A 21,771-nucleotide genomic window follows, 5' to 3' on the forward strand; every position below is an offset into this window, starting at 1 on the left:
TGCTGGGCCGGAGCAGTGAAGGCTTCCGGGGGCGGGGAGGGGCCAGGCCCCTCCCCGCCCCCTCAGCCCACCGTCACCCCCGCTGACCCGGAGTGGACGGCCTGCGCAGCGTCGGTCGGGCCGCGGCGGCCCGCTGCTTGACGGTGATCCACCACTCCGACAGCTCCCAGACCACCCGCACGCTGGAGCGTGGGGCCAGCAGAGCGCGCAGCCTCGTCGTCCGGTCGGCCTTGGAGCCGAGCTCGGACACGACGCCACGGACATCCTCAGCCAGGCCGGCCACCGGGCGGGGACTGGGCGCGTAGAGGACTTGTTCCACCGCGTCGGCCACCCGGTGCACCGAGGCCGCGGCCGCCGGGTCGAGGTGGCCCAGCCGCACGATACGGGCGGCGGTCTTGCGGGGGGTCTGGGAGTCCTCCGGTGGAATGCCGAAGTCCCAGGCCGTGTCCGTCAGTTCCTGCCAGACCGCCAACGCGTGCAGTGACACGTCGGCCTGCGTGCGGCCATGCGCTCCCAGCCGTCTGGCCCTCGTCCGCTGCCGCCACAGCATCGGCGCCAAGGGGATCAGCAGCGCCGCGGCTCCACCGAGCGACCACGCCAGGACGAGGTACCACTTGGGCCCGTCGTCATCCGTGGCCGGTGCGGCGGCCGGGGACTCGCTCGCGCACAGCTGCGGGTTCCGCCCCGCGCAGCTCTCGCTCGCGGAGGGCGAGGCGGAGGGGCCCGTACTGGCGGACTGCGTGGGCCGAGCCACGTCCGGCAGCGTGGAGCCGGGCGTGTCCGACTGGGTGTACGCCGGCACCGAGCCCCGGGTCGGCGTCGGCTCGAAGCGGGTCCAGCCCACGCCCTCGAAGTACAGCTCAGGCCACGCGTGGGCGTCCCTCAGCCCCACCGAGACCGAGCTGGCGCTCTGCGGGGTACCGGGCGCGAAGCCCACCGCGACCCGGGCCGGTATGCCCAGCGAGCGGGCCATCGCCGCCATCGCGAAGGAGAAGTGGACACAGAAGCCCTGCTTGTCCTTCAGGAAGCGCGCTATCGCCTGCCGGCCGCTGCCGACCTTGACGTTGGTGTCGTACTGGAAGCCGCCCGTGATCGCGAAGTACTCCTGAAGCTTGACGGCCTGCTCGTAGTGGCTGGTCGACCCCTCGGTGACCTCGCTCGCGGTCCGGGCGACCACCGCGGGCAGCGAGTCGGGGAGCTTGGTGAACTCGCGCTTCAGGGCGGAGGGCGGCTCCGGCGCGTTCGCCAACTGCTCCGCCGTCGGCTGTACGTCGAGGCTGCGCACGGTGTACGTCGCCCCGCGCGTGGTCTGACGGCGGTCGCCGACGACCGTCATGCCCAGCGGTTCGTACCGCCAGTTGCCGGTGATGTCCACGCCGCTCGGGGGGTACGGCATCGGCAGCCAGTTCTGGGCGTACCAGTCCGCGGCCGAGATCGTCGTCTCGACCTGGGTGCGCCGGACGTCCGGGCCGAGGCCGAGGGGCGTCGGGAACTCATCGGGCACGGCCTGGATGTTGCGCTTGGCCGGCTGCCAGGTGGTGCCGTCGAAGTCGTCCAGGGACACGATCCGCAGATACAGGTCCGACAGGTCGGCCGTGTCGGTCCTCAGGCTCAGGACCTCGCGGTCCTCCTCCACGTTCAGACTGTCCCGCAGCGAGACCAGCGGGTTCACCGCGGAGATCGTGCCGCCGCTCCCGCTGCCGGAGCCCACGCCGGCGCCCGCGGCGTCCAGCAGGCCGCCGTTCATCGCGGGCAGTCCGGCCGGCACCACCAGGGCGATGCCCAGCGCGACCGCGCCGATGCGCCGGCCCGTGCGGACCGGGGCCAGCGCGCCGGACGGATCGCCGCCCGCTCCGCGCGGGGCCCCGCCGAAGACCCGGCCCCACTGCGAGAGCCGGTCCCGGCCCTCGGCCAGGAGCAGCATGAGATAGCCCGCGGCGGCCACCAGGAACCACAGCCAGTCCCCGGCGCCGTCGGCCAGCCCCGCGGCCACCGAGTACAGCGCCAGCAGCGGCAGCCCGGCCGGTGCGGCGCTGCGGAACGTCACCGCGAGGGTGTCCACCGCCAGGCCGATGACCAGGACACCGCCGATGAGCATCAGCCGGATGCCGTCCGACAGCGGCGCCGGGATCGAGTACCGGCTGACGTCGTCCGCGCCCGCCTGCAGCAGCTCGCCGAAGTGACGGAAGGCCTCCGGGCCGGGGATCACACCGATGATCGCCTGCTTGTCGGCGAAGACCAGGGTCAGCAGCATCAGGGCGACGAGGGCCTGCACGGCCACCGTCAGGGGACGGGCCAGCGGTACCCGCCGGGCCGCCATGCCCACGCCCGTCTGGATCGCCAGCAGGAAGACCGCCTGGATCAGCCAGGTGACCGGGGAGACCAGCGGCAGCAGGGCACAGGACGCCATCAGTGTGGCCACCGCGGCGCACAGCGCCATCCGCGTCCGCCCGCTCATGGCCGTCCCCCCTCGCCCCGCGCGCCACCGGCCGCGACCGCGTCCGTACGAGCTCGGTCCGCCTGACGCCACAGCTCTTCCAGCGAGGCGCCCCGCGGCACGCTCAGGGCCGTCCAGCCCGCCTCCCGCAGCATCCGCAGCCGCTCCCCGCTCCTGTCCAACGCGCCGGACACATCGGTCGGTTCCCGCACCCACGCCGCGCTGTCCAGCACGAAGGCCACCGCGCCGCCGCTGCGCTGGCGCATCTTGGCGGCCACCGCCGCCTGCTCCTCGTCGAGGTCACCGAAGAAGGCGACCAGCAGCCCCTCGTTGCCGCCGCGCAGCACGTCGTACGCCCGCGACAGACCCGTGCCGTCCGAGTGGTCGATCACCGCCAGGGTGTCCATCATCAGCCCGGCCGCGTCCGCCGACTCCTGGCTCGCACCCGCGAACCCGTCGGCGCCCTCGCCGGGCACCGAGCTGCCGGTGTCGGTCAACAGGCGGACGGAGAAGCCCCGTTCGAGCATGTGGACCAGCACGGACGCCGTGCCCGACACGGCCCACTCGAAGGCCGAGTCCGGGCCCGCGCCCTGGAAGGCCAGTCCCCGGGTGTCCAGCAGCACCGTGCAGCGGGAGCGCTGCGGCTGCTCCTCGCGGCGCACCATCAGCTCGCCGTAGCGCGCGGTGGAGCGCCAGTGCACGCGGCGCAGGTCGTCGCCGTAGCGGTACCCGCGCGGGATCACGTCGTCATCGCCGGCCAGCGCCAGCGAGCGCTGCCGCCCGTCGCCGTACCCCTTCGCCTCGCCGCTGAAGCGCACCGGCGGGAGCGGCTCCACGCGCGGGATGACCGTCAGGGTGTCGTGCGTGGAGAAGGAGCGGGTCAGTTCGCACATGCCGAACGGGTCGCTCAGGCGCAGCTGCAACGGGCCCAGCGGATAGCGGCCGCGCAGGTCGGAGCGGACCCGGTAGGACACCTCGCGGCGGCCGCCCGCCTCCACCCGGTCCAGGACGAAGCGTGGGCGGGGCCCGAGGACGTACGGCACCCGGTCCTGGAGCATCAGCAGGCCGGTGGGCAGCCGGGAGACGTTGTCCATCCGCAGGTGCACGCGGGCCTCGCTGCCGGCGGGCACGCGCGCGGGGGAGAGCCTTCGGCTGCCCGCGACCCGGTAGCGGGTGCGGTACAGCACCGTGGCGCACACCAGCGGGAGCACCGCCAGCAGCAGGCCGACGCGCAGCAGGTCGCTCTGGCCGAGCACGTAGGCGCAGACGGCGGCCGCGATGCCGGCGGCCAGGAAGGAACGGCCACGCGTGGTCAGACCGGCCAGTGCGGTGCGCATCCCGCTCTTCTCGCCACGGTCCGCCTCCGCCTGCCCGGTCCCACCGGAGGTCATCCGAGCCTCCGCGGCGGCTGCTGTCCGTACACCGCGGTACCGCGTCCCAGGCCACCGAAGCCGCTCTGCTGCTGAGGCGCGGCGGGCACCGGGGTGCGCTGGAGGATCTCCTGGACGACCTGCTCGGAGGTACGGCGGTTCAGCTGGGCCTGCGCGGTGGGCAGCAGACGGTGGGCCAGGACGGCCACGGCGAGGGCCTGCACGTCGTCCGGCAGCGCGTACTCCCGGCTGCTCAGGGCCGCCGACGCCTTCGCCGCGCGCAGCAGATGCAGCGTCGCGCGCGGGGAGGCGCCGAGTCTGAGGTCCGGGTGGGTGCGCGTGGCGGCGACCAGCTCCACCGCGTACCGGCGCACCGGCTCGGCCACGTGGACGCCGCGGACGGCGTCGATCAGCTTCACGATGTCGTGCGCGTGCGCCACCGGCTGGAGGTCCTCCAGCGGCGAGACGCCGCCGTGCACGTCCAGCATCTGCAGCTCGGCCTCCACGCTGGGGTAGCCGACGGAGACACGGGCCATGAAGCGGTCGCGCTGGGCCTCGGGCAGCGGATAGGTGCCCTCCATCTCGACCGGGTTCTGGGTGGCCACCACCATGAAGGGGCTCGGCAGCTCGTAGGTCTGGCCGTCGATCGTGACCTGGCGCTCCTCCATGGACTCCAGCAGCGCGGACTGCGTCTTCGGCGAGGCGCGGTTGATCTCGTCGCCGATCACGATCTGGGCGAAGATCGCGCCGGGCTTGAACTCGAAGTCCTTGCGCTGCTGGTCCCAGATGGACACACCGGTGATGTCGGACGGCAGCAGGTCCGGCGTGAACTGGATACGCCGGACGGAACAGTCGATGGACCGCGCCAGCGTCTTGGCCAGCATCGTCTTGCCCACGCCGGGGACATCCTCGATCAGAAGATGTCCCTCGGCGAGCAGTACGGTCAGCGAAAGCCGTACGACCTCGGGCTTGCCCTCGATCACACCCTCCACCGAACTGCGGACACGCTCCACAGTGGCGGTCAGATCAGTGAGGCTCGCTCGATCGTCATAGGTCGTCACCCGGCCCTCCTCGGCCCGTTCTTTCCGGGCCGACGCGATGCGGACCGGCCCACCCCTGGAACACGGACACCACGCGGGGAATGTTCCGCGTGCTGTCACACTCGCATTCTTGCTGCCGTTACCGATTCGTGTCACTCGACTGTGGACAACTGTCCGCGATATGTCAGGGCTTAGGGCCTTTTGCGCCCCCCGAAGCCGGAATTGACAGCGAAACGACAGCTGAGGCGGAGGGTTACGCGGGGTCGATCTCGCGCAGCAGGCCCGTCTTCACGTCGAAGACGAAGCCGCGGACGTCGTCGGTGTGCTCCAGGAACGGCGAGGTGCGCACGCGCTGCATCGACTGCCGCACGTCCTGGTCGACGTCCCGGAAGGACTCCACCGCCCAGGCGGGCCGCTGGCCGACCTCCAGCTCAAGCTCGGTGCGGAAGTCCTCGGTGAGGGACTCCAGGCCGCAGCCGGTGTGGTGGATCAGCACGACGCTGCGGGTCCCGAGCTTGCGCTGGCTGATAGTGAGCGAGCGGATCACGTCGTCGGTGACGACGCCGCCGGCGTTGCGGATGGTGTGACAGTCGCCGAGTTCCAGGCCGAGCGCGGCGTGCAGGTCGAGCCGGGCGTCCATACAGGCGACGACGGCGACGTGGAGCACGGGGCGGGCGTCCATGCCCGGGTCGGTGAACGCGGAGGCGTAGCGTCCGTTGGCCTCGACCAGGCGGTCGGTGACCGTGCCGCGGACTATCGCACTCTCGGGACCAGCGGGAACCGATGCAGAAGTCGTCATACCCATGACGTTACTGGTCACGTCCGAAATGGTCCTGCTGTGAGGGGGGACAAAGAACGCCATTGAGTCTTGTTGTGAGCTAACCCACAGGGGTGGCGTGAGTGCGCCCATACGAGCGATTTCACGCATGGGGCGGCTGGGCCGGAACCCGAAGTGGCGACGCGCAGGCCGGTTGATTGACCGCGAGACACCGTGGACTAAAGTGACGCGAAGCGGGAGGCGAGACTCCCTGCTGGACTGAATTCCCCGGAGACCCCGGCGATTTTCCGGAGGTCTCCCCGCGTGCGCGGCGCGTACGCACGGCTCGGCCTCCTCCCGCTCCCGGTCGGCTGACGCTTCCGGCGCCGGCAGGCCTCCCCTTCACTGGGGGTCCCCACTCTGTCGGGGCGGGGCGGGGACCCGGCGGTGTGTACGGACCCGCCGGATCTGAGAGGGCCCCTTGAGTCAGAGTCGACATGTCCCGGTGATGCTCCAGCGGTGCCTGGACCTGTTGGCCCCCGCCCTCCAGCGGCCCGGCGCGGTGGTCGTCGACTGCACCCTCGGGCTCGGCGGCCACAGCGAGGCCCTGCTCCAGCAGTTCCCCGAGGCCCGGCTCGTCGCCCTCGACCGGGACAAGGAGGCCCTGCGCCTGTCCGGCGAGCGCCTCGCCCCGTACGGCGAACGCGCGACCCTCGTGCACGCCGTCTACGACGAGCTCCCGGACGTCCTGGAAAGGCTCGGCATCGCGCGCGTGCAGGGCGTCCTGTTCGACCTGGGCGTCTCCTCCATGCAGCTCGACGAGGCCGACCGCGGCTTCGCCTACGCCCAGGACGCCCCCCTCGACATGCGCATGGACCAGACGACCGGCATGAGCGCCGCCGAGGTCCTCAACACCTACCCGCCCGGCGAACTCGTCCGGATCCTGCGGGCGTACGGCGAGGAGAAGCAGGCCAAGCGGATCGTGTCCGCGATCGTGCGGGAGCGCGACAAGGAGCCGTTCGCCAACAGCGCCCGGCTCGTGGAGCTCATCCGCGACGCGCTGCCGCAGGCCGCCAAGCGCACCGGCGGCAACCCGGCCAAGCGCACCTTCCAGGCGCTGCGCATCGAGGTCAACGGCGAGCTCTCGGTCCTGGAGCGGGCCATCCCTGCCGCCGTGGAGGCCCTCGCCGTGGGCGGCCGGATCGCGGTGCTGTCGTACCACTCGCTGGAGGACCGGCTGGTCAAGCAGGTGTTCGCGGCCGGCGCCGCCAACACCGCGCCGCCCGGGCTGCCCGTCGTACCCGAGCAGTACCAGCCCAGGCTCAAGCTGCTGACGCGTGGTGCCGAACTTCCCACCGAGGAAGAGGTCGCCGAGAACCGCCGCGCCGCACCGGCGCGTCTGCGGGGCGCCGAACGCATCAGGGAGTCCATCGAATGACGGCCGGGAGGCAGGGGCGGGTGTCCGGGTCCAGTATTCAAACCCACGAGTTGGAAAACCGGACCCGGGGGAGGGCAAGTGAGTAGGAAACCCGAACTGAGGGGGCGGGCCGCCCGGCTCGCGCGGCTCTTCCCCTCCGGGGCCCGGCAGGCCGCCCGTGCCCCCTTCGTCCTCCTCGTCGTCCTCCTCCTCGGCGGTGGCCTCATCGGCCTCCTCGTACTGAACTCCGCCCTCAGTGAAGGCGCGTTCAGGCTCGACGACCTCCAGAAGGAGACGAAGTCCCTCACCGACGAGGAACAGTCGCTCCAGCGGGACATCGACTCCTACTCCGCCCCCGACGCCCTCCAGCGCCGCGCCCTCGAACTCGGCATGGTCCCCGGCGGCGACCCCGCCTTCCTCAACCCCGACGGCTCGGTCAGGGGCGCCCCCAGCCCCGCGCCCGGCGGCCAGGGCGCCGCGTACAACCCGCTCGCCCTCGCCCCCGAGGCCCTGGACACCGAGCCAGGACCGCCGCCGGCGACCGAGGCGACGCCCACCACGCCGGCCCCCGAGGCGACGCCCACGACGCCGACCTCCGCGGCCACCCCCACCGAGCCGCAGCCGGCGGCCACCTACGCCGTGCCCCAGTACGCGCCCTCCGTCCAGCAGTCCTCCGCATACCCGACCTCCGGCAGGTGACGGAAGTGTCCGACAGGGAACCGCCCCGCCGCCGCGTGCCCGGCCCCGCGAAGCCCGCCCGCTCCGCCGGCGCCCAGCGACGCCCGGGCCCCGGCGCCCGCCCGGCCCGCCGGCCCACCCGGCCCCGCCCCATGCCCACCGGCAGGATCCGGCTCGGCAGCCCCCGCCCGCGGCTGCGCATGGTCGGCCTGGCCCTGACCCTCGTCCTGGCCGTCTTCGTCGTACGACTGCTCCAGGTGCAGGGCGTCGACGCGAGCACGTACGCCGCCAAGGCCGAGAAGAACCGGTACGTGGGCTACACCTTGGCCGCCGAGCGCGGCGGCATCACCGACCGCAACGGCGTGGCGCTCGCGGCCAGTGTGGACGCGTACGACATCACCGCCGACCCCACCCTGTTCTCCCGTGAGCAGCTGAAGATCGACGACGGCCCCGAGCAGGCGGCGGCCCTCCTCGCGCCGATCCTCGGCCAGGAGCCGGAGAAGATCGTCAGGAAGCTCCGGCCGGCGAACAAGAACCTGCGCTACACCCTGCTGGCCAGCCGCCAGACCCCGCAGGTCTGGAAGCAGATCAAGGATCTGAAGAGCGCGCTGGCCACCAAGGCCGAGAGCGACAAGAGCACGGCCAACGTCCTCGCGGGCGTCCTGTCGGTCGCCAGCAGCAAGCGCGTGTACCCGAACGGCGACCTCGCCGCCGGGATACTGGGCTGGGTCAACGCCGACGGCAAGGGCGGCGGCGGTATCGAGCAGCAGCTGAACAAGCAGCTGTCCGGCAAGGACGGCGAGATCCGCTACGCCCAGTCAGGCGGCCGCCAGGTCCCCACGGTGGGCTCCACCGAGACGCCCGCCGTGCCCGGCAGCGACGTAGAGCTCACCATCGACCGCGACATCCAGTGGGCCGCGCAGAGCGCCATCACCAAGCAGGTCGAGGAGTCCCGGGCGGACCGCGGCTATGTGATCGTCCAGGACACCCGCACCGGCGAGATCCTCGCCATGGCCAACTCGCCCGGCTTCGACCCGAACGACCTCTCCGCGGCCAGCAGCGCCAACATGGGCAACGCGGCCGTCCAGGACGCCTTCGAGCCCGGCTCCACCGCCAAGATCATGTCCATGGCGGCCGTACTGGAGGAGGGCGTGGCCACGCCCGGCACGCATGTCATCGTGCCCAACCGGCTGCACCGCGGCGACCGGCTGTTCAAGGACGACATCGACCACGACACCTGGTTCCTCACGCTCAACGGCGTGCTCGCCAAGTCCAGCAACATCGGCACCATCCTGGCCACCGGCCAGCTCGGCAAGACCCAGCGGGAGGCCAACAAGGTCCTCTACAGCTACCTGCGCAAGTTCGGCCTCGGCAGCTACACCGGCCTCGGCTTCCCCGGCGAGACCCCGGGCATCCTCGCGACACCGGACAAGTGGTCGACGTCGCAGCAGTACACGATTCCTTTCGGCCAGGGTCTGTCCCTCAACGCGATGCAGGCGGCCTCGATCTACTCGACGATCGCCAACGGCGGCGTCCGCGTCGAACCCACGCTCGTACGCGGCACCGAGGGACCCGACGGAAAGTTCACCGAGGCCCCGAAGCCCAAGAAGACCCGGGTCATCAGCGCCAAGACGGCGAAGTCCCTCGCCCAGATGCTGGAGTCGGTCGTGGACGACCGGGAGGGCACCGGCACCAAGGCGCGTATCCCCGGCTACCGGGTCGCGGGCAAGACGGGTACGGCGAACCGAGTGGATCCGGCCACCGGCAAGTACCGCGGCTACACGTCGTCGTTCGCCGGCTTCGCACCCGCGGACAAGCCCCGTGTCACGGTCTACTGCGCCATCCAGAACGCCACCCAGGGCAACTACTTCGGCGGCCAGATCTGCGGACCCATCTACAAGAAGGTGATGGAGTTCGCCCTGAAGACCCTCCAGGTCCCGCCGACCGGGGCCAAGGCCGCCAAGCTCCCGGTCGCCTTCAACTGACCACTGACGACCGACCACCCTGATCAGCACCGAGCAGCCAGGAACCACCTCGTGACAACGATCACTCCCGACTCCGGGAACCAGGACGCCCCCCGCCCCTCACTTCGCTCCCGGGCGGGTGCGCCCGGTACGCTCACCGCCGTGCCACACGCTGATCAGTCCCAAACCACCCAGAAGGGGCATCCCGTGACATATCCCGGGCCGCCCAGGCCGGTACAGGTCTCCGCCACACCCCTCGCGGAACTCGCCGATCAGCTGGGTGCCACCGCGCCGGACAGCGCCGACGCCGCAGCGGAGGTCACGGGCATCACCCATGACTCGCGCGCCGTCCGCCCCGGCGATCTGTACGCCGCCCTCCCGGGCGCCCGCCTGCACGGCGCCGACTTCGTCACACAGGCCGCCGGCCTCGGCGCGGTCGCCGTGCTGACCGACCCGACCGGCGCCGAGCGCGCCGCCGCGACCGGCCTGCCGGTCCTGGTCGTCGAGGACCCGCGCGGGCAGATGGGTGAACTGGCGGCCACGATCTACGGCCACCCCGGACACGATCTCCTCCAGATCGGCATCACCGGCACCTCCGGCAAGACCACCACCGCGTACCTCGTCGAAGGTGCTCTCAAGACCGCCCGGTCGACCGGCTTGATCGGCACGGTCGAGATGCGCATCGGCGACGAGCGCATCAAGTCCGAGCGCACCACACCCGAAGCCACCGACCTCCAGGCCCTGTTCGCCGTCATGCGCGAACGCGGAGTGGAAGCCGTCGCCATGGAGGTCTCCAGCCACGCGCTGGTCCTCGGCCGGGTCGACGCCTGCGTCTTCGACATCGCCGTGTTCACCAACCTGAGCCCGGAACACATGGAGTTCCACTCCGACATGGAGGACTACTTCCAGGCCAAGGCGCAGCTGTTCACCCCGAAACGCAGCAAACTCGGCGTCGTCAACCTCGACGACGAGTACGGTCGCAGGCTGGTCAAGGAGGCCGGCGTCCCGGTCATCACCTACTCCGCCGAGGGCCACCCCGACGCCGACTGGCGCGCCGAGGACGTGACCATCGGCCCGATGGACTCGACGTTCACCGTGATCGGGCCCAAGGGCGAGCGGATCGCCGCCAGGTCGCCGATCGCCGGCCCCTTCAACGTGGCGAACACCCTCGCCGCCATCACCGCCCTGGCCGCCGCCGGCCTCGACGTGCAGGCCGCCGCCGACGGCATCGCCGCGGTGCCCGGCGTGCCGGGCCGCCTTGAGCGGGTGGACGCCGGGCAGCCGTATCTCGCGGTCGTGGACTACGCCCACAAGACCGACGCCGTCGAGTCGGTGCTCAAGGCGCTCCGCAAGGTCACCGAGGGCAGCCTGCACGTCGTCCTCGGCTGCGGCGGCGACCGGGACATGACCAAGCGCGAGCCGATGGGCGCGGCCGCGGCCCGGCTCGCCGACACCGCCGTACTGACCTCCGACAACCCCCGCTCCGAGGACCCCCTCGCGATCCTCGCGACCATGCTCCAGGGCGCGGCGTCCGTACCGGCACACGAGCGTGGCGAGGTCCAGGTCTTCGAGGACCGGGCCGCCGCCATCGCCGCGGCCGTCGCCCGCGCACAGCCCGGTGACACCGTGCTGGTCGCCGGCAAGGGCCATGAGCAGGGCCAGGACATCGCCGGAGTGGTCCGTCCCTTCGACGACCGCCAGGTCCTGCGCGAAGCTATCCAGAAGACCCAGGGATGAACTTGTGATCGCCCTCTCTCTCGCCGAGATCGCAGAAGTCGTCGGCGGGCAGACGTACGACATACCGGATCCGTCCGTCCAGGTCACCGGTCCGGTCGTCCGGGACTCCCGTGAAGTGGAGCCCGGCACCCTCTTCGCCGCCTTCGTCGGCGAGCGCGTGGACGGCCACGACTTCGCAGAGAAGGTCGTCGAAGCGGGCGCGGTCGCCGTACTGGCGTCGCGTCCCGTCGGCGTTCCCGCGATCGTCGTGGCCGACGTCCAGACGGCCCTCGGCGCCCTCGCCCGGCATGTCGTACGCCGGCTCGGCGCGACCCTCGTCGCCCTGACCGGCTCGGCGGGCAAGACCAGCACCAAGGACCTGATCGCCCAGGTGCTCCGCAGCAAGGCGCCGACCGTGTTCACGCCGGGCTCGCTCAACAACGAGATCGGGCTGCCGCTGACCGCGCTCAGCGCCACCGAGGAGACGAAGTTCCTCGTGCTGGAGATGGGCGCCCGCGGCATCGGCCACATCCGCTACCTCGCCGGTCTGACGCCGCCGAAGGTCGGCCTGGTGCTCAACGTCGGCACCGCCCACATCGGCGAGTTCGGCGGCCGCGAGCAGATCGCGCAGGCCAAGGGCGAACTGGTGGAGAGCCTTCCGGAGGACGGCGCGGCGATCCTCAACGCCGACGATCCCCTCGTACGGGCCATGGCGTCCCGTACGAAGGCGAAGGTGATCCTTTTCGGAGAGTCCGGCGAAGCGGACGTACGCGCCGAGAACGTGCGACTCACGGACAGCGGACAGCCTTCCTTCATGCTTCACACACCCTCCGGGTGCAGCGATGTGACCATGCGCCTGTACGGTGAGCACCACGTGTCGAACGCGCTCGCCGCGGCCGCCGTCGCCCATGAGCTGGGCATGTCCGCGGAAGAGATCGCCACCGCGCTCTCCGAGGCGGGCTCCCTCTCCCGCTGGCGGATGGAGGTCACCGAGCGCCCGGACGGCGTGACGGTCGTCAACGACGCCTACAACGCGAACCCCGAGTCCATGCGAGCCGCTCTGCGTGCGCTCGTGGCGATGGGCAGGGGGCGGCGTACGTGGGCGGTGCTCGGCAAGATGGCCGAGCTCGGGGACGAGGAGCTCGCCGAGCACGACGCGGTCGGACGGCTCGCCGTCCGGCTCAACGTCAGCAAGCTCGTCGCGGTCGGGGGCAGGGAAGCGTCCTGGCTGCAACTGGGCGCATATAACGAGGGTTCGTGGGGTGAGGAGTCGGTGCACGTGTCCGACGCACAGGCGGCGGTCGACCTGTTGCGCAGCGAGTTGCGCCCGGGGGACGTCGTGCTCGTGAAGGCGTCCCGTTCGGTCGGTCTGGAGAGCGTCGCCGAGGCGCTGCTCGCGGGCGGCACCGAGGGTGAGGTCGACGCCCGATGATGAATCAGATCCTGTTCGCGGGTGTCATCGGGCTCTTCCTGACAATGATCGGCACACCACTGCTGATCAAGCTTCTCGCCCGCAAGGGCTACGGCCAGTACATCCGCGACGACGGCCCGCGCGAGCACGCCAGCAAGCGCGGTACGCCGACCATGGGTGGCATCGCCTTCATCCTCGCCACGATCGTGGCGTACTTCCTGTCGAAGGTGATCACCGGAAAGCCCGTGACCTACTCGGGCCTGCTGGTGCTCGGCCTGATGGGCGGCATGGGTCTGGTCGGCTTCCTGGACGACTACATCAAGATCGTCAAGCGCCGCTCGCTGGGGCTGCGGGCCAAGGCCAAGATGGCCGGCCAGCTGCTCGGCGGTATCGCCTTCGCGGTGCTCTCGCTCCAGTTCGCGGACAACCGGGGCAACACCCCGGCCTCCACCAAGCTGTCCTTCGTGCAGGACTTCGGCTGGTCCATCGGCCCGGTGCTGTTCGTCGTCTGGGCGCTGTTCATGATCCTCGCCATGTCGAACGGCGTGAACCTGACGGACGGTCTGGACGGCCTCGCCACCGGCGCCTCCGTACTGGTCTTCGGCGCCTACACGTTCATCGGCGTGTGGCAGTTCCAGGAGTCCTGCGCCAACGCGCAGACCCTCACCAACCCGGGCGCCTGTTACGAGGTACGCGATCCACTCGACCTCGCCGTCGTCTCCTCGGCGCTGATGGGTGCCTGCCTCGGCTTCCTGTGGTGGAACACGTCGCCGGCCAAGATCTTCATGGGTGACACCGGTTCGCTGGCCCTCGGCGGCGCGCTCGCCGGTCTCGCCATCTGCTCGCGCACCGAGCTGCTGCTCGCCATCCTGGGCGGCCTGTTCGTGCTGATCACCATGTCGGTCGTCATCCAGGTCGGCTCCTTCCGCCTCACCGGCAAGCGCGTCTTCCGGATGGCGCCACTCCAGCACCACTTCGAACTCAAGGGCTGGTCCGAAGTCCTTGTGGTGGTCCGCTTCTGGATCATCCAGGGCATCTGCGTGATTGTCGGACTCGGCCTCTTCTACGCGGGATGGGCAGCGGACAAGTGACCGACTGGCAGGGGAAGAACGTCACCGTCGCGGGACTCGGCGTCTCCGGGATCCCGGCGGCCAAGGTGCTGCACGCGCGCGGGGCGCACGTCACGGTCGTCAACGACGGCGACGACGCACGCGCGCGTGCCCAGGCCGCCGAACTGGAGGCGCTCGGCATCACCGTCCGCCTCGGCGACGGGGCGACCCTGCCCGAAGGCACCGAACTCATCGTCACCGCACCCGGCTGGAAGCCGGACAAGCCGCTGTTCACGGCGGCTCGTGAGGCGGGCGTCCCGGTCTGGGGCGACGTCGAGCTGGCCTGGCGGCTGCGCGGCCCGGACGCCGCGCCCTGGCTCGCCGTCACCGGCACCAACGGCAAGACCACGACCGTCCAGATGCTCGCCTCCATCCTCAAGGCGGCGGGCCTGCGCACGGCGGCCGTGGGCAACATCGGCGTCTCCCTGCTCGACGCGGTGCTCGGCGAGGAGCAGTACGACGTCCTCGCCGTGGAGTTGTCCAGCTACCAGCTGCACTGGGCGCCCTCGCTGCGGGCGCACTCGGCGGCCGTGCTGAACCTGGCCCCCGACCACCTCGACTGGCACGGCTCCATGGAGGCGTACGCCGCCGACAAGGGCCGTATCTACGAGGGCAATCGCGTCGCCTGCGTCTACAACGTCGCCGACAAGGCCACCGAGGACCTGGTACGGGCCGCTGACGTCGAGGAGGGCTGCCGGGCCGTCGGCTTCACCCTCGGCACCCCCGGCCCCTCCCAACTCGGCGTCGTGGAGGGCATCCTGGTCGACCGCGCCTTCGTCGAGAACCGGCAGAAGAACGCCCAGGAGCTCGCCGAGGTCGCCGACGTCAACCCGCCGGCCCCGCACAACGTCGCCAACGCCCTTGCGGCGGCGGCCCTCGCCCGGGCCTACGGCGTGCCCGCCAAGGCCGTACGGGACGGCCTGCGGGCCTTCACCCCGGACGCTCACCGCATCGCGCATGTGGCGGACCTGGACGGGGTCGCGTACGTCGACGACTCCAAGGCCACCAACACCCACGCGGCGGAAGCGTCGTTGGCGGCGTACGAGTCCATCGTGTGGATCGCGGGCGGCCTCGCCAAGGGCGCCGTCTTCGAGGAACTGGTCGCCAAGTCGGCCGAGCGGCTGCGCGCGGTCGTACTGATCGGCGCCGATCGCGGCCTGATCCGTGAAGCCCTCGCGCGACACGCGCCGGAAGTACCCGTCGTCGACCTCGACCGGACCGACACTGGGGCGATGCTCGCGGCGGTCCAGGAAGCGAGGCGGCTCGCCCAGCCCGGTGACACGGTGCTGCTTGCCCCGGCCTGTGCCTCGATGGACATGTTCGTCAACTACAACCAGCGCGGTGACGTGTTCGCGGAGGCGGTTCGCGAACTCGGCGCGGGCGCCTGACGCCGGGTCTCGGCCACTGCGGGTGCTTCGGGACCCTTGGAGGGACGCGTGACTCGGATGTGGCCGGACGGTACGTACTCCCACGGCGGGGCGGTGGGCGCCGATGCCCGGTAGCCGTACGGGACGACCCCCCGTCCAGCGCGCCGTTCGGCGCCCCGTCGCCCCCCGGCCGTCGTCGCACGACAACGCCGTACGGCGGCTCTACATCCGGCTGAACCGGGCGTGGGACCGGCCGCTGACCGCGTACTACCTGATCCTCGGCGGCAGCCTGCTGATCACCGTGCTCGGTCTGGTGATGGTCTACTCGGCCTCCCAGATCACCGCCCTGCAGATGTCGCTGCCCGGGTCGTACTTCTTCCGCAAGCAGCTGCTGGCCGCGGTGATCGGCGCCGGCCTGCTGTTCGCGGCCTCGCGGATGCCGGTGAAACTGCACCGGGCGCTGGCCTACCCGATCCTCGCGGGCGCCGTCTTCCTGATGGCGCTGGTGCAGGTCCCCGGGATAGGAGTGGCGGTCAACGGCAACCAGAACTGGATCGCCCTCGGCGGCTCCTTCCAGATCCAGCCCAGCGAGTTCGGCAAGCTCGCGCTGGTGCTGTGGGGCGCGGACCTGATCGCCCGCAAAGAGGACCGGAAGCTGCTGACGCAGTGGAAGCACATGCTGGTGCCGCTGGTGCCGGTCGCCTTCATGCTGCTCGGGCTGATCATGCTCGGCGGCGACATGGGTACGGCGATCATCCTGTCGGCGATCCTGTTCGGCCTGCTGTGGCTGGCCGGGGCGCCGACCCGGCTGTTCGTGGGGGTCCTGTCGGTGGCCGGCCTGATCGGTCTGCTCCTGATCAAGACCAGCCAGAACCGCATGGCCCGCCTGCAGTGCCTGGGTGCCACCGAGCCACGCAGCGGGGCCGTCGACTGCTGGCAGGCCGTGCACGGCATCTATGCGCTCGCCTCGGGCGGAATCTTCGGCTCCGGGCTCGGTGCGAGTGTGGAGAAATGGGGCCAACTACCCGAAGCCCACACCGACTTCATCTTCGCCGTCACCGGTGAGGAACTGGGCCTGGCGGGGACGCTGTCGGTGCTCGCCCTGTTCGCGGCTCTAGGCTATGCGGGTATCCGCGTGGCCGGACGTACGGAGGACCGCTTCGTCAGGTATGCCGCGGGAGGTGTGACCACCTGGATCACCGCGCAAGCCGTGATCAACATCGGTGCGGTGCTCGGTCTGCTGCCGATCGCCGGAGTCCCCCTCCCGCTGTTCTCCTACGGAGGATCCGCCCTGCTGCCGACCATGTTCGCCATCGGGCTGCTGATCGCGTTCGCGCGCGAGGAGCCCGCTGCGCGGGCAGCGCTTTCCGTGCGGCAACCCCGCTTTGGTAGAAAGCGTGCGGGAGGTGCCGGTTCCGGCCGGGCGCCTCGGAGATGGAACACGATGCGACGGCGTGCCTCGGCGGCGCGCTCGTCCGGAGAGCGGTGAATTTCGGTGCATGTCGTACTCGCCGGTGGGGGGACCGCCGGCCACATCGAGCCCGCGCTCGCCCTCGCGGACGCCCTGCGCAGGCAGGACCCGACCGTGGGGATCACGGCCCTGGGCACGGAGCGCGGCCTGGAGACCACGCTCGTCCCGCAGCGGGGCTACGAGCTCGCGCTGATCCCCGCCGTGCCGCTGCCCCGCAAGCCCACGCCCGAGCTGATCACCGTCCCGGGTCGGCTGCGCGGCACGATCAAGGCGACCGAGCAGATCCTGGAGCGCACCAAGGCGGACGCCGTCGTCGGCTTCGGCGGCTATGTCGCCCTGCCCGGCTACCTCGCCGCCAAGCGCCTCGGCGTGCCGATCATCATCCACGAGGCCAACGCCCGCCCCGGCCTCGCCAACAAGATCGGTTCGCGGTACGCCGCCCAGGTCGCCGTCTCCACCCCGGACAGCAAGCTCCGCAACTCGCGTTACATCGGCATCCCGCTGCGCCGGACCATCGCCACCCTCGACCGGGCCGCCGTCCGCCCCGAGGCCCGCGCCGCGTTCGGCCTCGACCCGAACCTGCCCACGCTGCTGGTCTCCGGCGGCTCCCAGGGCGCACGCCGCCTCAACGAGGTCGTCCAGCAGGTCGCGCCCTGGCTCCAGCAGGCCGGAATCCAGATCCTGCACGCGGTCGGTCCGAAGAACGAACTGCCGCAGGTGCACCAGATGCCGGGGATGCCCCCGTACATCCCGGTACCGTACGTGGACCGGATGGACCTCGCGTACGCCGCGGCCGACATGATGCTCTGCCGCGCGGGCGCGATGACCGTCGCCGAACTCTCCGCCGTCGGACTCCCGGCCGCCTATGTCCCGCTGCCCATCGGCAACGGGGAACAGCGGCTCAACGCCCAGCCGGTGGTCAAGGCCGGCGGCGGACTGCTGGTCGACGACGCGGAGCTCACGCCCGAGTGGGTGCAGCAGAACGTCCTGCCCGTGCTCGCCGACCCGCACCGGCTGTACGAGATGTCCCGCGCCGCAAGCGAGTTCGGCCGCCGGGACGCCGACGACCTGCTCGTCGGCATGGTGTACGAGGCGATTGCCTCGCATCGCCGCTAGGAACGTATGACGGAGGGCAGGGAGCGTGGCCGGACCGACGACCGCAGAGCGCGGTGAACGCCAGCAGGAGTCGTCCGACCCGCCCCTCGCCCGGCGATTGAGGCCGACGCCGCGACTTCGTACGATCATCATCCTTCTTGTGGTGCTCGTCCTCCTTGGCGCGGGCTCCGTTTGGCTGCTGTACGGCTCCAAGTGGCTGCGCGTCGAGCGTGTATCCGTCTCCGGGACCCGGGTTCTGACGCCCGAACAGGTCCAGGAGGTGGCCGACGTCCCCGTGGGCGCGCCGCTGATTTCCGTCGACACTGACGCGATTGAGGAACGGCTGCGCCAGGAATTGCCCCGAATTGACGTGGTTGACGTGGTTCGCTCCTGGCCGCATGGAATCAGCCTTAAAGTGGCGGAGCGTACTCCGGTTCTGATTGTCCAAAAGGACGGAAAGTTCGTCGAAGTGGACAAGGAAGGCGTCCGTTTCGCCACGGTTTCTCAGCCCCCGAAAGGCGTTCCCGCGCTCGAATTGGTGGTGTCCCGGTCGAGCTCCGCCGCCGCGAGCCTGCGCCGCTTCGGGGAGAGCCGTCTGGTGCGGGAGGCGGTGCGCGTCGCCCGGGCCCTTCCGGACGCCGTCGCACGCGACACCCAGGTGGTCAAGGTCCGTTCCTACGACGACATCTCACTGGCTCTGACCGGCGGGACGACCGTCGCCTGGGGGAGTGGCGAGAAGGGGGCCGCGAAGGCCCGCGCACTCACCGCTCTCATGAAAGCCTCGCCGGATGCGCGGTACTTCGACGTCAGCGTTCCCACCGCGCCTGCGTCAGCCGGGAGTTGACGCACATCCGCGCAGGCCAGCACCCTGGTTGGGCAGCGACACGGCTGATCACATAGGGTGAAAAGAAAAACGGGAGGTTCGGCGTGTTCGTTGAACGTGCGCCACTTGTCGACTTAGTGTCCTGTTCAGAAGACTTCAAGGAACAGACACACTGGTAACCCTAAACTTCAGGGTTAGGGTTCGGGTCGGCGCTACGGACCGTCCCATTCGGCATCAGTCGCGGTTCACGAAGCACAGCCTCTCGTGATCCGACGACCCGTAACTCGAGGCGAGAGGCCTTCGACGTGGCAGCACCGCAGAACTACCTCGCAGTCATCAAAGTCATCGGTGTCGGCGGCGGTGGTGTCAATGCCATCAACCGGATGATCGAGGTCGGTCTCAAGGGCGTCGAGTTCATCGCCATCAACACCGACGCGCAAGCTCTGTTGATGAGCGACGCCGACGTCAAGCTCGACGTCGGCCGTGAACTCACCCGCGGACTCGGCGCCGGAGCCAACCCGGCCGTCGGCCGCAAGGCCGCCGAGGACCACCGCGAGGAGATCGAAGAGGTCCTCAAGGGGGCCGACATGGTCTTCGTGACGGCCGGTGAAGGCGGCGGCACCGGGACCGGCGGCGCGCCCGTCGTGGCCAATATCGCCCGTTCCCTGGGTGCCCTCACCATCGGTGTGGTCACGCGCCCGTTCACCTTCGAGGGACGGCGCCGTGCCAACCAGGCCGAGGACGGCATCGCCGAGCTCCGCGAAGAGGTCGACACCCTCATCGTCATCCCGAACGACCGGCTGCTGTCCATCTCGGACCGCCAGGTCTCGGTGCTCGACGCCTTCAAGTCGGCCGACCAGGTCCTGCTCTCCGGTGTCCAGGGCATCACCGACCTCATCACCACCCCCGGCCTCATCAACCTCGACTTCGCCGACGTCAAGTCGGTCATGTCCGAGGCCGGTTCGGCCCTGATGGGCATCGGCTCGGCCCGCGGCGACGACCGCGCCGTGGCCGCGGCCGAGATGGCGATCTCCTCGCCGCTGCTGGAAGCCTCCATCGACGGCGCCCGCGGCGTGCTGCTCTCCATCTCCGGCGGCTCCGACCTCGGCCTGTTCGAGATCAACGAGGCCGCCCAGCTGGTCAGCGAGGCCGCCCACCCCGAGGCCAACATCATCTTCGGCGCGGTCATCGACGACGCCCTCGGCGACGAGGTCCGGGTCACCGTGATCGCGGCCGGCTTCGACGGGGGCCAGCCGCCGGCCCGCCGGGACAACGTCCTCGGTTCGACCTCGTCGTCCTCCTCCTCTTCTCCTTCCTCGACCCCGGCCCGCCGTGAGGAGCCCACTCCGGCACGGCCGGCCGAGAGCCGGCCGTCCTTCGGCTCGCTCGGCAGCGTCACGCCGAAGGAGGAGCCCGAGTCCGCCCCGGAGCCGGTGAACGACATCCCGATCGCCCCGCCGGTCCCGCCGTCGCGGACCTACGCCGACAGCGCGGCGGAGGAGCTGGACGTTCCGGACTTCCTTAAGTGATCCTTCAGACGTGATAGGACAGCGCGACAACGTGAGCGGCGCGCACTTCGCCTTCACCGACCGGTGGGGCGGGGTGAGCGCCGCTCCGTATGAGGAGCTCAACCTCGGCGGAGCGGTCGGCGACGACAGCGAGGCCGTACTGACCAACCGCGAACTCGCCGCCAAGTCCCTGGGGCTCGGCCCGGGCGAGGTCGTCTGGATGAACCAGGTGCACGGGGCGGACGTCGTCGTGGTCGACGGGCCATGGCGTGATCGCCCGGTGCCCGACGTCGACGCGATCGTCACCGCGCAGCGGGGTCTCGCCCTCGCCGTGCTCACCGCCGACTGCGTGCCGGTCCTGCTGGCCGACCCGGTCGCCGGGATCGTCGGCGCGGCGCACGCGGGGCGGCCCGGCATGATCGCCGGGGTCGTCCCGGCCACGCTACGCGCGATGACGGAACTGGGCGCCGACCCCGCCCGGATCGTCGCCCGCACCGGCCCCGCCGTCTGCGGACGGTGCTACGAGGTGCCCGAGGCGATGCGCGCCGAAGTGGCCGCCGTGGAGCCGGCGGCGTACGCCGAGACGAGTTGGCGCACGCCCGCGGTGGACGTGGCCGCCGGAGTGCACGCCCAGCTCGGGCGCCTCGGGGTGCGCGATCGGGAGCAGTCGCCGGTCTGCACGCTGGAGTCGCGCGACCACTTCTCGTACCGCCGCGACCGCACCACCGGTCGGCTCGCGAGCTATGTATGGCTGGACTGAATGGACATGACGGACCGTAAGGACGAACTCGCCGCGAACCTGGCGAAGGTGGAGGACCGCATCGCCGCGGCGTGCGCGGCGGCCGGGCGCGCCCGCGAGGAGGTGACCCTGATCGTGGTCACCAAGACCTATCCCGCGAGCGATGTGCGGATGCTGTCGGAACTCGGTGTGCGCCATGTCGCCGAGAACCGCGATCAGGACGCGGCACCGAAGGCTGCCGAATGCTCTGATCTGCCCCTTATGTGGCATTTTGTCGGGCAGTTGCAGACCAACAAAGTGCGATCTGTGGTCGGTTACGCGGATCTCGTGCAGTCCGTCGATCGTTCCAAGCTGGTGACGGCCCTGTCGAAGGAGGCCGTACGGCAGGAGCGTGAGGTCGGCTGCCTGATCCAGGTGGCGCTGGACGCGGGCGACAGTGAGAGGGGTGAGAGGGGTGGTGTGGCGCCGGGCGGGATCGAGGAGTTGGCCGACCTGGTCGCGAAGGCCCCCGGGCTCCGGCTCGCCGGGCTCATGACCGTCGCCCCGCTCAGCGGGGAGTACGCGGGGCGCCAACAGGCGGCGTTCGAGCGGTTGATGGATTTGTCGACGGACCTGCGCCGAGCTCATCCGGCTGCGAACATGGTCTCGGCAGGGATGAGTGCAGACCTCGAAGAGGCCGTGGCGGCCGGTGCGACACATGTGCGCGTCGGCACTGCGGTACTCGGAGTCCGCCCCAGGCTCGGGTAACGTCGCCAGGAAGTCGGACCACAGTAGAAAATATGGTCAATATCGCCGGAAGGCGGGCGTAACGACCGCGTGGATCGCGGGCACTTGGCAGTCGATCCACCACAGAGCGGAGGACTCAGAGA

Annotated in this window: 17 protein-coding genes; 13 read left to right on the forward strand and 4 right to left on the reverse strand. The window is 70.7% G+C overall.

Going from position 1 to position 21,771, the window contains the following annotated elements:
• Nucleotides 1-73: 73 nt before the first annotated feature.
• The 4 genes from AQJ67_RS13815 to AQJ67_RS13830 form a co-directional block, all read right to left on the reverse strand.
• Nucleotides 74-2,458, reverse strand: coding sequence for a transglutaminase TgpA family protein (locus tag AQJ67_RS13815; RefSeq protein WP_062719000.1), 2,385 nt, complete (start codon nt 2,456-2,458; stop codon nt 74-76).
• Entirely contained in the window at nt 2,455-3,828 is a 1,374-nt protein-coding gene (locus AQJ67_RS13820) for a DUF58 domain-containing protein (RefSeq protein WP_062719001.1), read from the reverse strand. The genes AQJ67_RS13815 and AQJ67_RS13820 overlap by 4 nt, the downstream gene beginning before the upstream one ends.
• Nucleotides 3,825-4,868: an AAA family ATPase gene (locus tag AQJ67_RS13825; protein ID WP_062719002.1), complete on the reverse strand. Its 1,044-nt coding sequence runs from the start codon at nt 4,866-4,868 to the stop codon at nt 3,825-3,827. The genes AQJ67_RS13820 and AQJ67_RS13825 overlap by 4 nt, the downstream gene beginning before the upstream one ends.
• A gap of 232 nt (nt 4,869-5,100) precedes the next feature.
• Entirely contained in the window at nt 5,101-5,646 is a 546-nt protein-coding gene (locus tag AQJ67_RS13830; protein ID WP_062719003.1) for a beta-class carbonic anhydrase, read from the reverse strand.
• A gap of 439 nt (nt 5,647-6,085) precedes the next feature.
• On the opposite strand from AQJ67_RS13830, the gene rsmH reads away from it, so the two are divergent.
• The 13 genes from rsmH (at nt 6,086) to AQJ67_RS13895 (ending at nt 21,649) form a co-directional block, all read left to right on the forward strand.
• Nucleotides 6,086-7,042 (forward strand): 16S rRNA (cytosine(1402)-N(4))-methyltransferase RsmH, encoded by a 957-nt coding sequence (rsmH, locus tag AQJ67_RS13835; protein WP_079055953.1) that lies wholly within the window; start codon nt 6,086-6,088, stop codon nt 7,040-7,042.
• A gap of 78 nt (nt 7,043-7,120) precedes the next feature.
• Nucleotides 7,121-7,720 (forward strand): cell division protein FtsL, encoded by a 600-nt coding sequence (gene ftsL, locus AQJ67_RS13840; RefSeq protein ID WP_062719005.1) that lies wholly within the window; start codon nt 7,121-7,123, stop codon nt 7,718-7,720.
• Between the two features lie 5 nt (nt 7,721-7,725).
• Nucleotides 7,726-9,684, forward strand: a complete 1,959-nt coding sequence (locus AQJ67_RS13845; RefSeq protein ID WP_279616886.1) for a peptidoglycan D,D-transpeptidase FtsI family protein — start codon at nt 7,726-7,728, stop codon at nt 9,682-9,684.
• 186 nt (nt 9,685-9,870) lie between these two features.
• Nucleotides 9,871-11,400 (forward strand): UDP-N-acetylmuramoyl-L-alanyl-D-glutamate--2,6-diaminopimelate ligase, encoded by a 1,530-nt coding sequence (locus AQJ67_RS13850; RefSeq protein ID WP_062719007.1) that lies wholly within the window; start codon nt 9,871-9,873, stop codon nt 11,398-11,400.
• A 4-nt stretch (nt 11,401-11,404) separates the two neighbouring features.
• Entirely contained in the window at nt 11,405-12,811 is a 1,407-nt protein-coding gene (locus AQJ67_RS13855; protein WP_062719008.1) for a UDP-N-acetylmuramoyl-tripeptide--D-alanyl-D-alanine ligase, read from the forward strand.
• The gene (gene mraY, locus AQJ67_RS13860) at nt 12,808-13,881 is read left to right on the forward strand and encodes a phospho-N-acetylmuramoyl-pentapeptide-transferase (protein WP_062719009.1); all 1,074 of its coding nucleotides are present in this window, start codon (nt 12,808-12,810) and stop codon (nt 13,879-13,881) included. Before AQJ67_RS13855 ends, mraY begins: the two co-directional genes overlap by 4 nt.
• Nucleotides 13,863-15,287 carry a UDP-N-acetylmuramoyl-L-alanine--D-glutamate ligase gene (gene murD / locus AQJ67_RS13865; protein WP_062719010.1) on the forward strand — a complete coding sequence of 475 codons (1,425 nt, stop codon included), beginning with the start codon at nt 13,863-13,865 and terminating at the stop codon, nt 15,285-15,287. Before mraY ends, murD begins: the two co-directional genes overlap by 19 nt.
• A gap of 103 nt (nt 15,288-15,390) precedes the next feature.
• Nucleotides 15,391-16,755 (forward strand): putative lipid II flippase FtsW, encoded by a 1,365-nt coding sequence (ftsW, locus tag AQJ67_RS13870; protein WP_062719011.1) that lies wholly within the window; start codon nt 15,391-15,393, stop codon nt 16,753-16,755.
• Nucleotides 16,756-16,761: 6 nt separating this feature from the next.
• Nucleotides 16,762-17,853 (forward strand): undecaprenyldiphospho-muramoylpentapeptide beta-N-acetylglucosaminyltransferase, encoded by a 1,092-nt coding sequence (gene murG, locus AQJ67_RS13875; protein ID WP_062719012.1) that lies wholly within the window; start codon nt 16,762-16,764, stop codon nt 17,851-17,853.
• A 25-nt stretch (nt 17,854-17,878) separates the two neighbouring features.
• Nucleotides 17,879-18,676, forward strand: coding sequence for a cell division protein FtsQ/DivIB (locus tag AQJ67_RS13880; protein ID WP_062719013.1), 798 nt, complete (start codon nt 17,879-17,881; stop codon nt 18,674-18,676).
• Nucleotides 18,677-18,960: 284 nt separating this feature from the next.
• On the forward strand, nt 18,961-20,184 hold the full coding sequence (gene ftsZ, locus AQJ67_RS13885; RefSeq protein WP_062719014.1) for a cell division protein FtsZ: 1,224 nt from the start codon (nt 18,961-18,963) through the stop codon (nt 20,182-20,184).
• Between the two features lie 10 nt (nt 20,185-20,194).
• Nucleotides 20,195-20,923 (forward strand): peptidoglycan editing factor PgeF, encoded by a 729-nt coding sequence (gene pgeF / locus AQJ67_RS13890; protein WP_062719015.1) that lies wholly within the window; start codon nt 20,195-20,197, stop codon nt 20,921-20,923.
• A 6-nt stretch (nt 20,924-20,929) separates the two neighbouring features.
• Nucleotides 20,930-21,649: a YggS family pyridoxal phosphate-dependent enzyme gene (locus AQJ67_RS13895; protein WP_062719348.1), complete on the forward strand. Its 720-nt coding sequence runs from the start codon at nt 20,930-20,932 to the stop codon at nt 21,647-21,649.
• Nucleotides 21,650-21,771 lie beyond the last annotated feature (122 nt).

It is taken from the genome of Streptomyces caeruleatus, assembly GCF_001514235.1.
Lineage (GTDB): Bacteria > Actinomycetota > Actinomycetes > Streptomycetales > Streptomycetaceae > Streptomyces > Streptomyces caeruleatus.

Excerpts from the sequence above, each read along its gene's own strand:
- AQJ67_RS13815 (WP_062719000.1), bottom strand. The coding sequence starts at position 2,458 with ATGAGCGGGCGGACGCGGATGGCGCTGTGCGCCGCGGTGGCCACACTG.
- AQJ67_RS13820 (WP_062719001.1), bottom strand. The coding sequence starts at position 3,828 with ATGACCTCCGGTGGGACCGGGCAGGCGGAGGCGGACCGTGGCGAGAAG.
- AQJ67_RS13830 (WP_062719003.1), bottom strand. The coding sequence starts at position 5,646 with ATGACGACTTCTGCATCGGTTCCCGCTGGTCCCGAGAGTGCGATAGTC.
- mraY (WP_062719009.1), top strand. The coding sequence starts at position 12,808 with ATGATGAATCAGATCCTGTTCGCGGGTGTCATCGGGCTCTTCCTGACA.
- murD (WP_062719010.1), top strand. The coding sequence starts at position 13,863 with ATGGGCAGCGGACAAGTGACCGACTGGCAGGGGAAGAACGTCACCGTC.
- ftsW (WP_062719011.1), top strand. The coding sequence starts at position 15,391 with ATGCCCGGTAGCCGTACGGGACGACCCCCCGTCCAGCGCGCCGTTCGG.
- AQJ67_RS13895 (WP_062719348.1), top strand. The coding sequence starts at position 20,930 with ATGACGGACCGTAAGGACGAACTCGCCGCGAACCTGGCGAAGGTGGAG.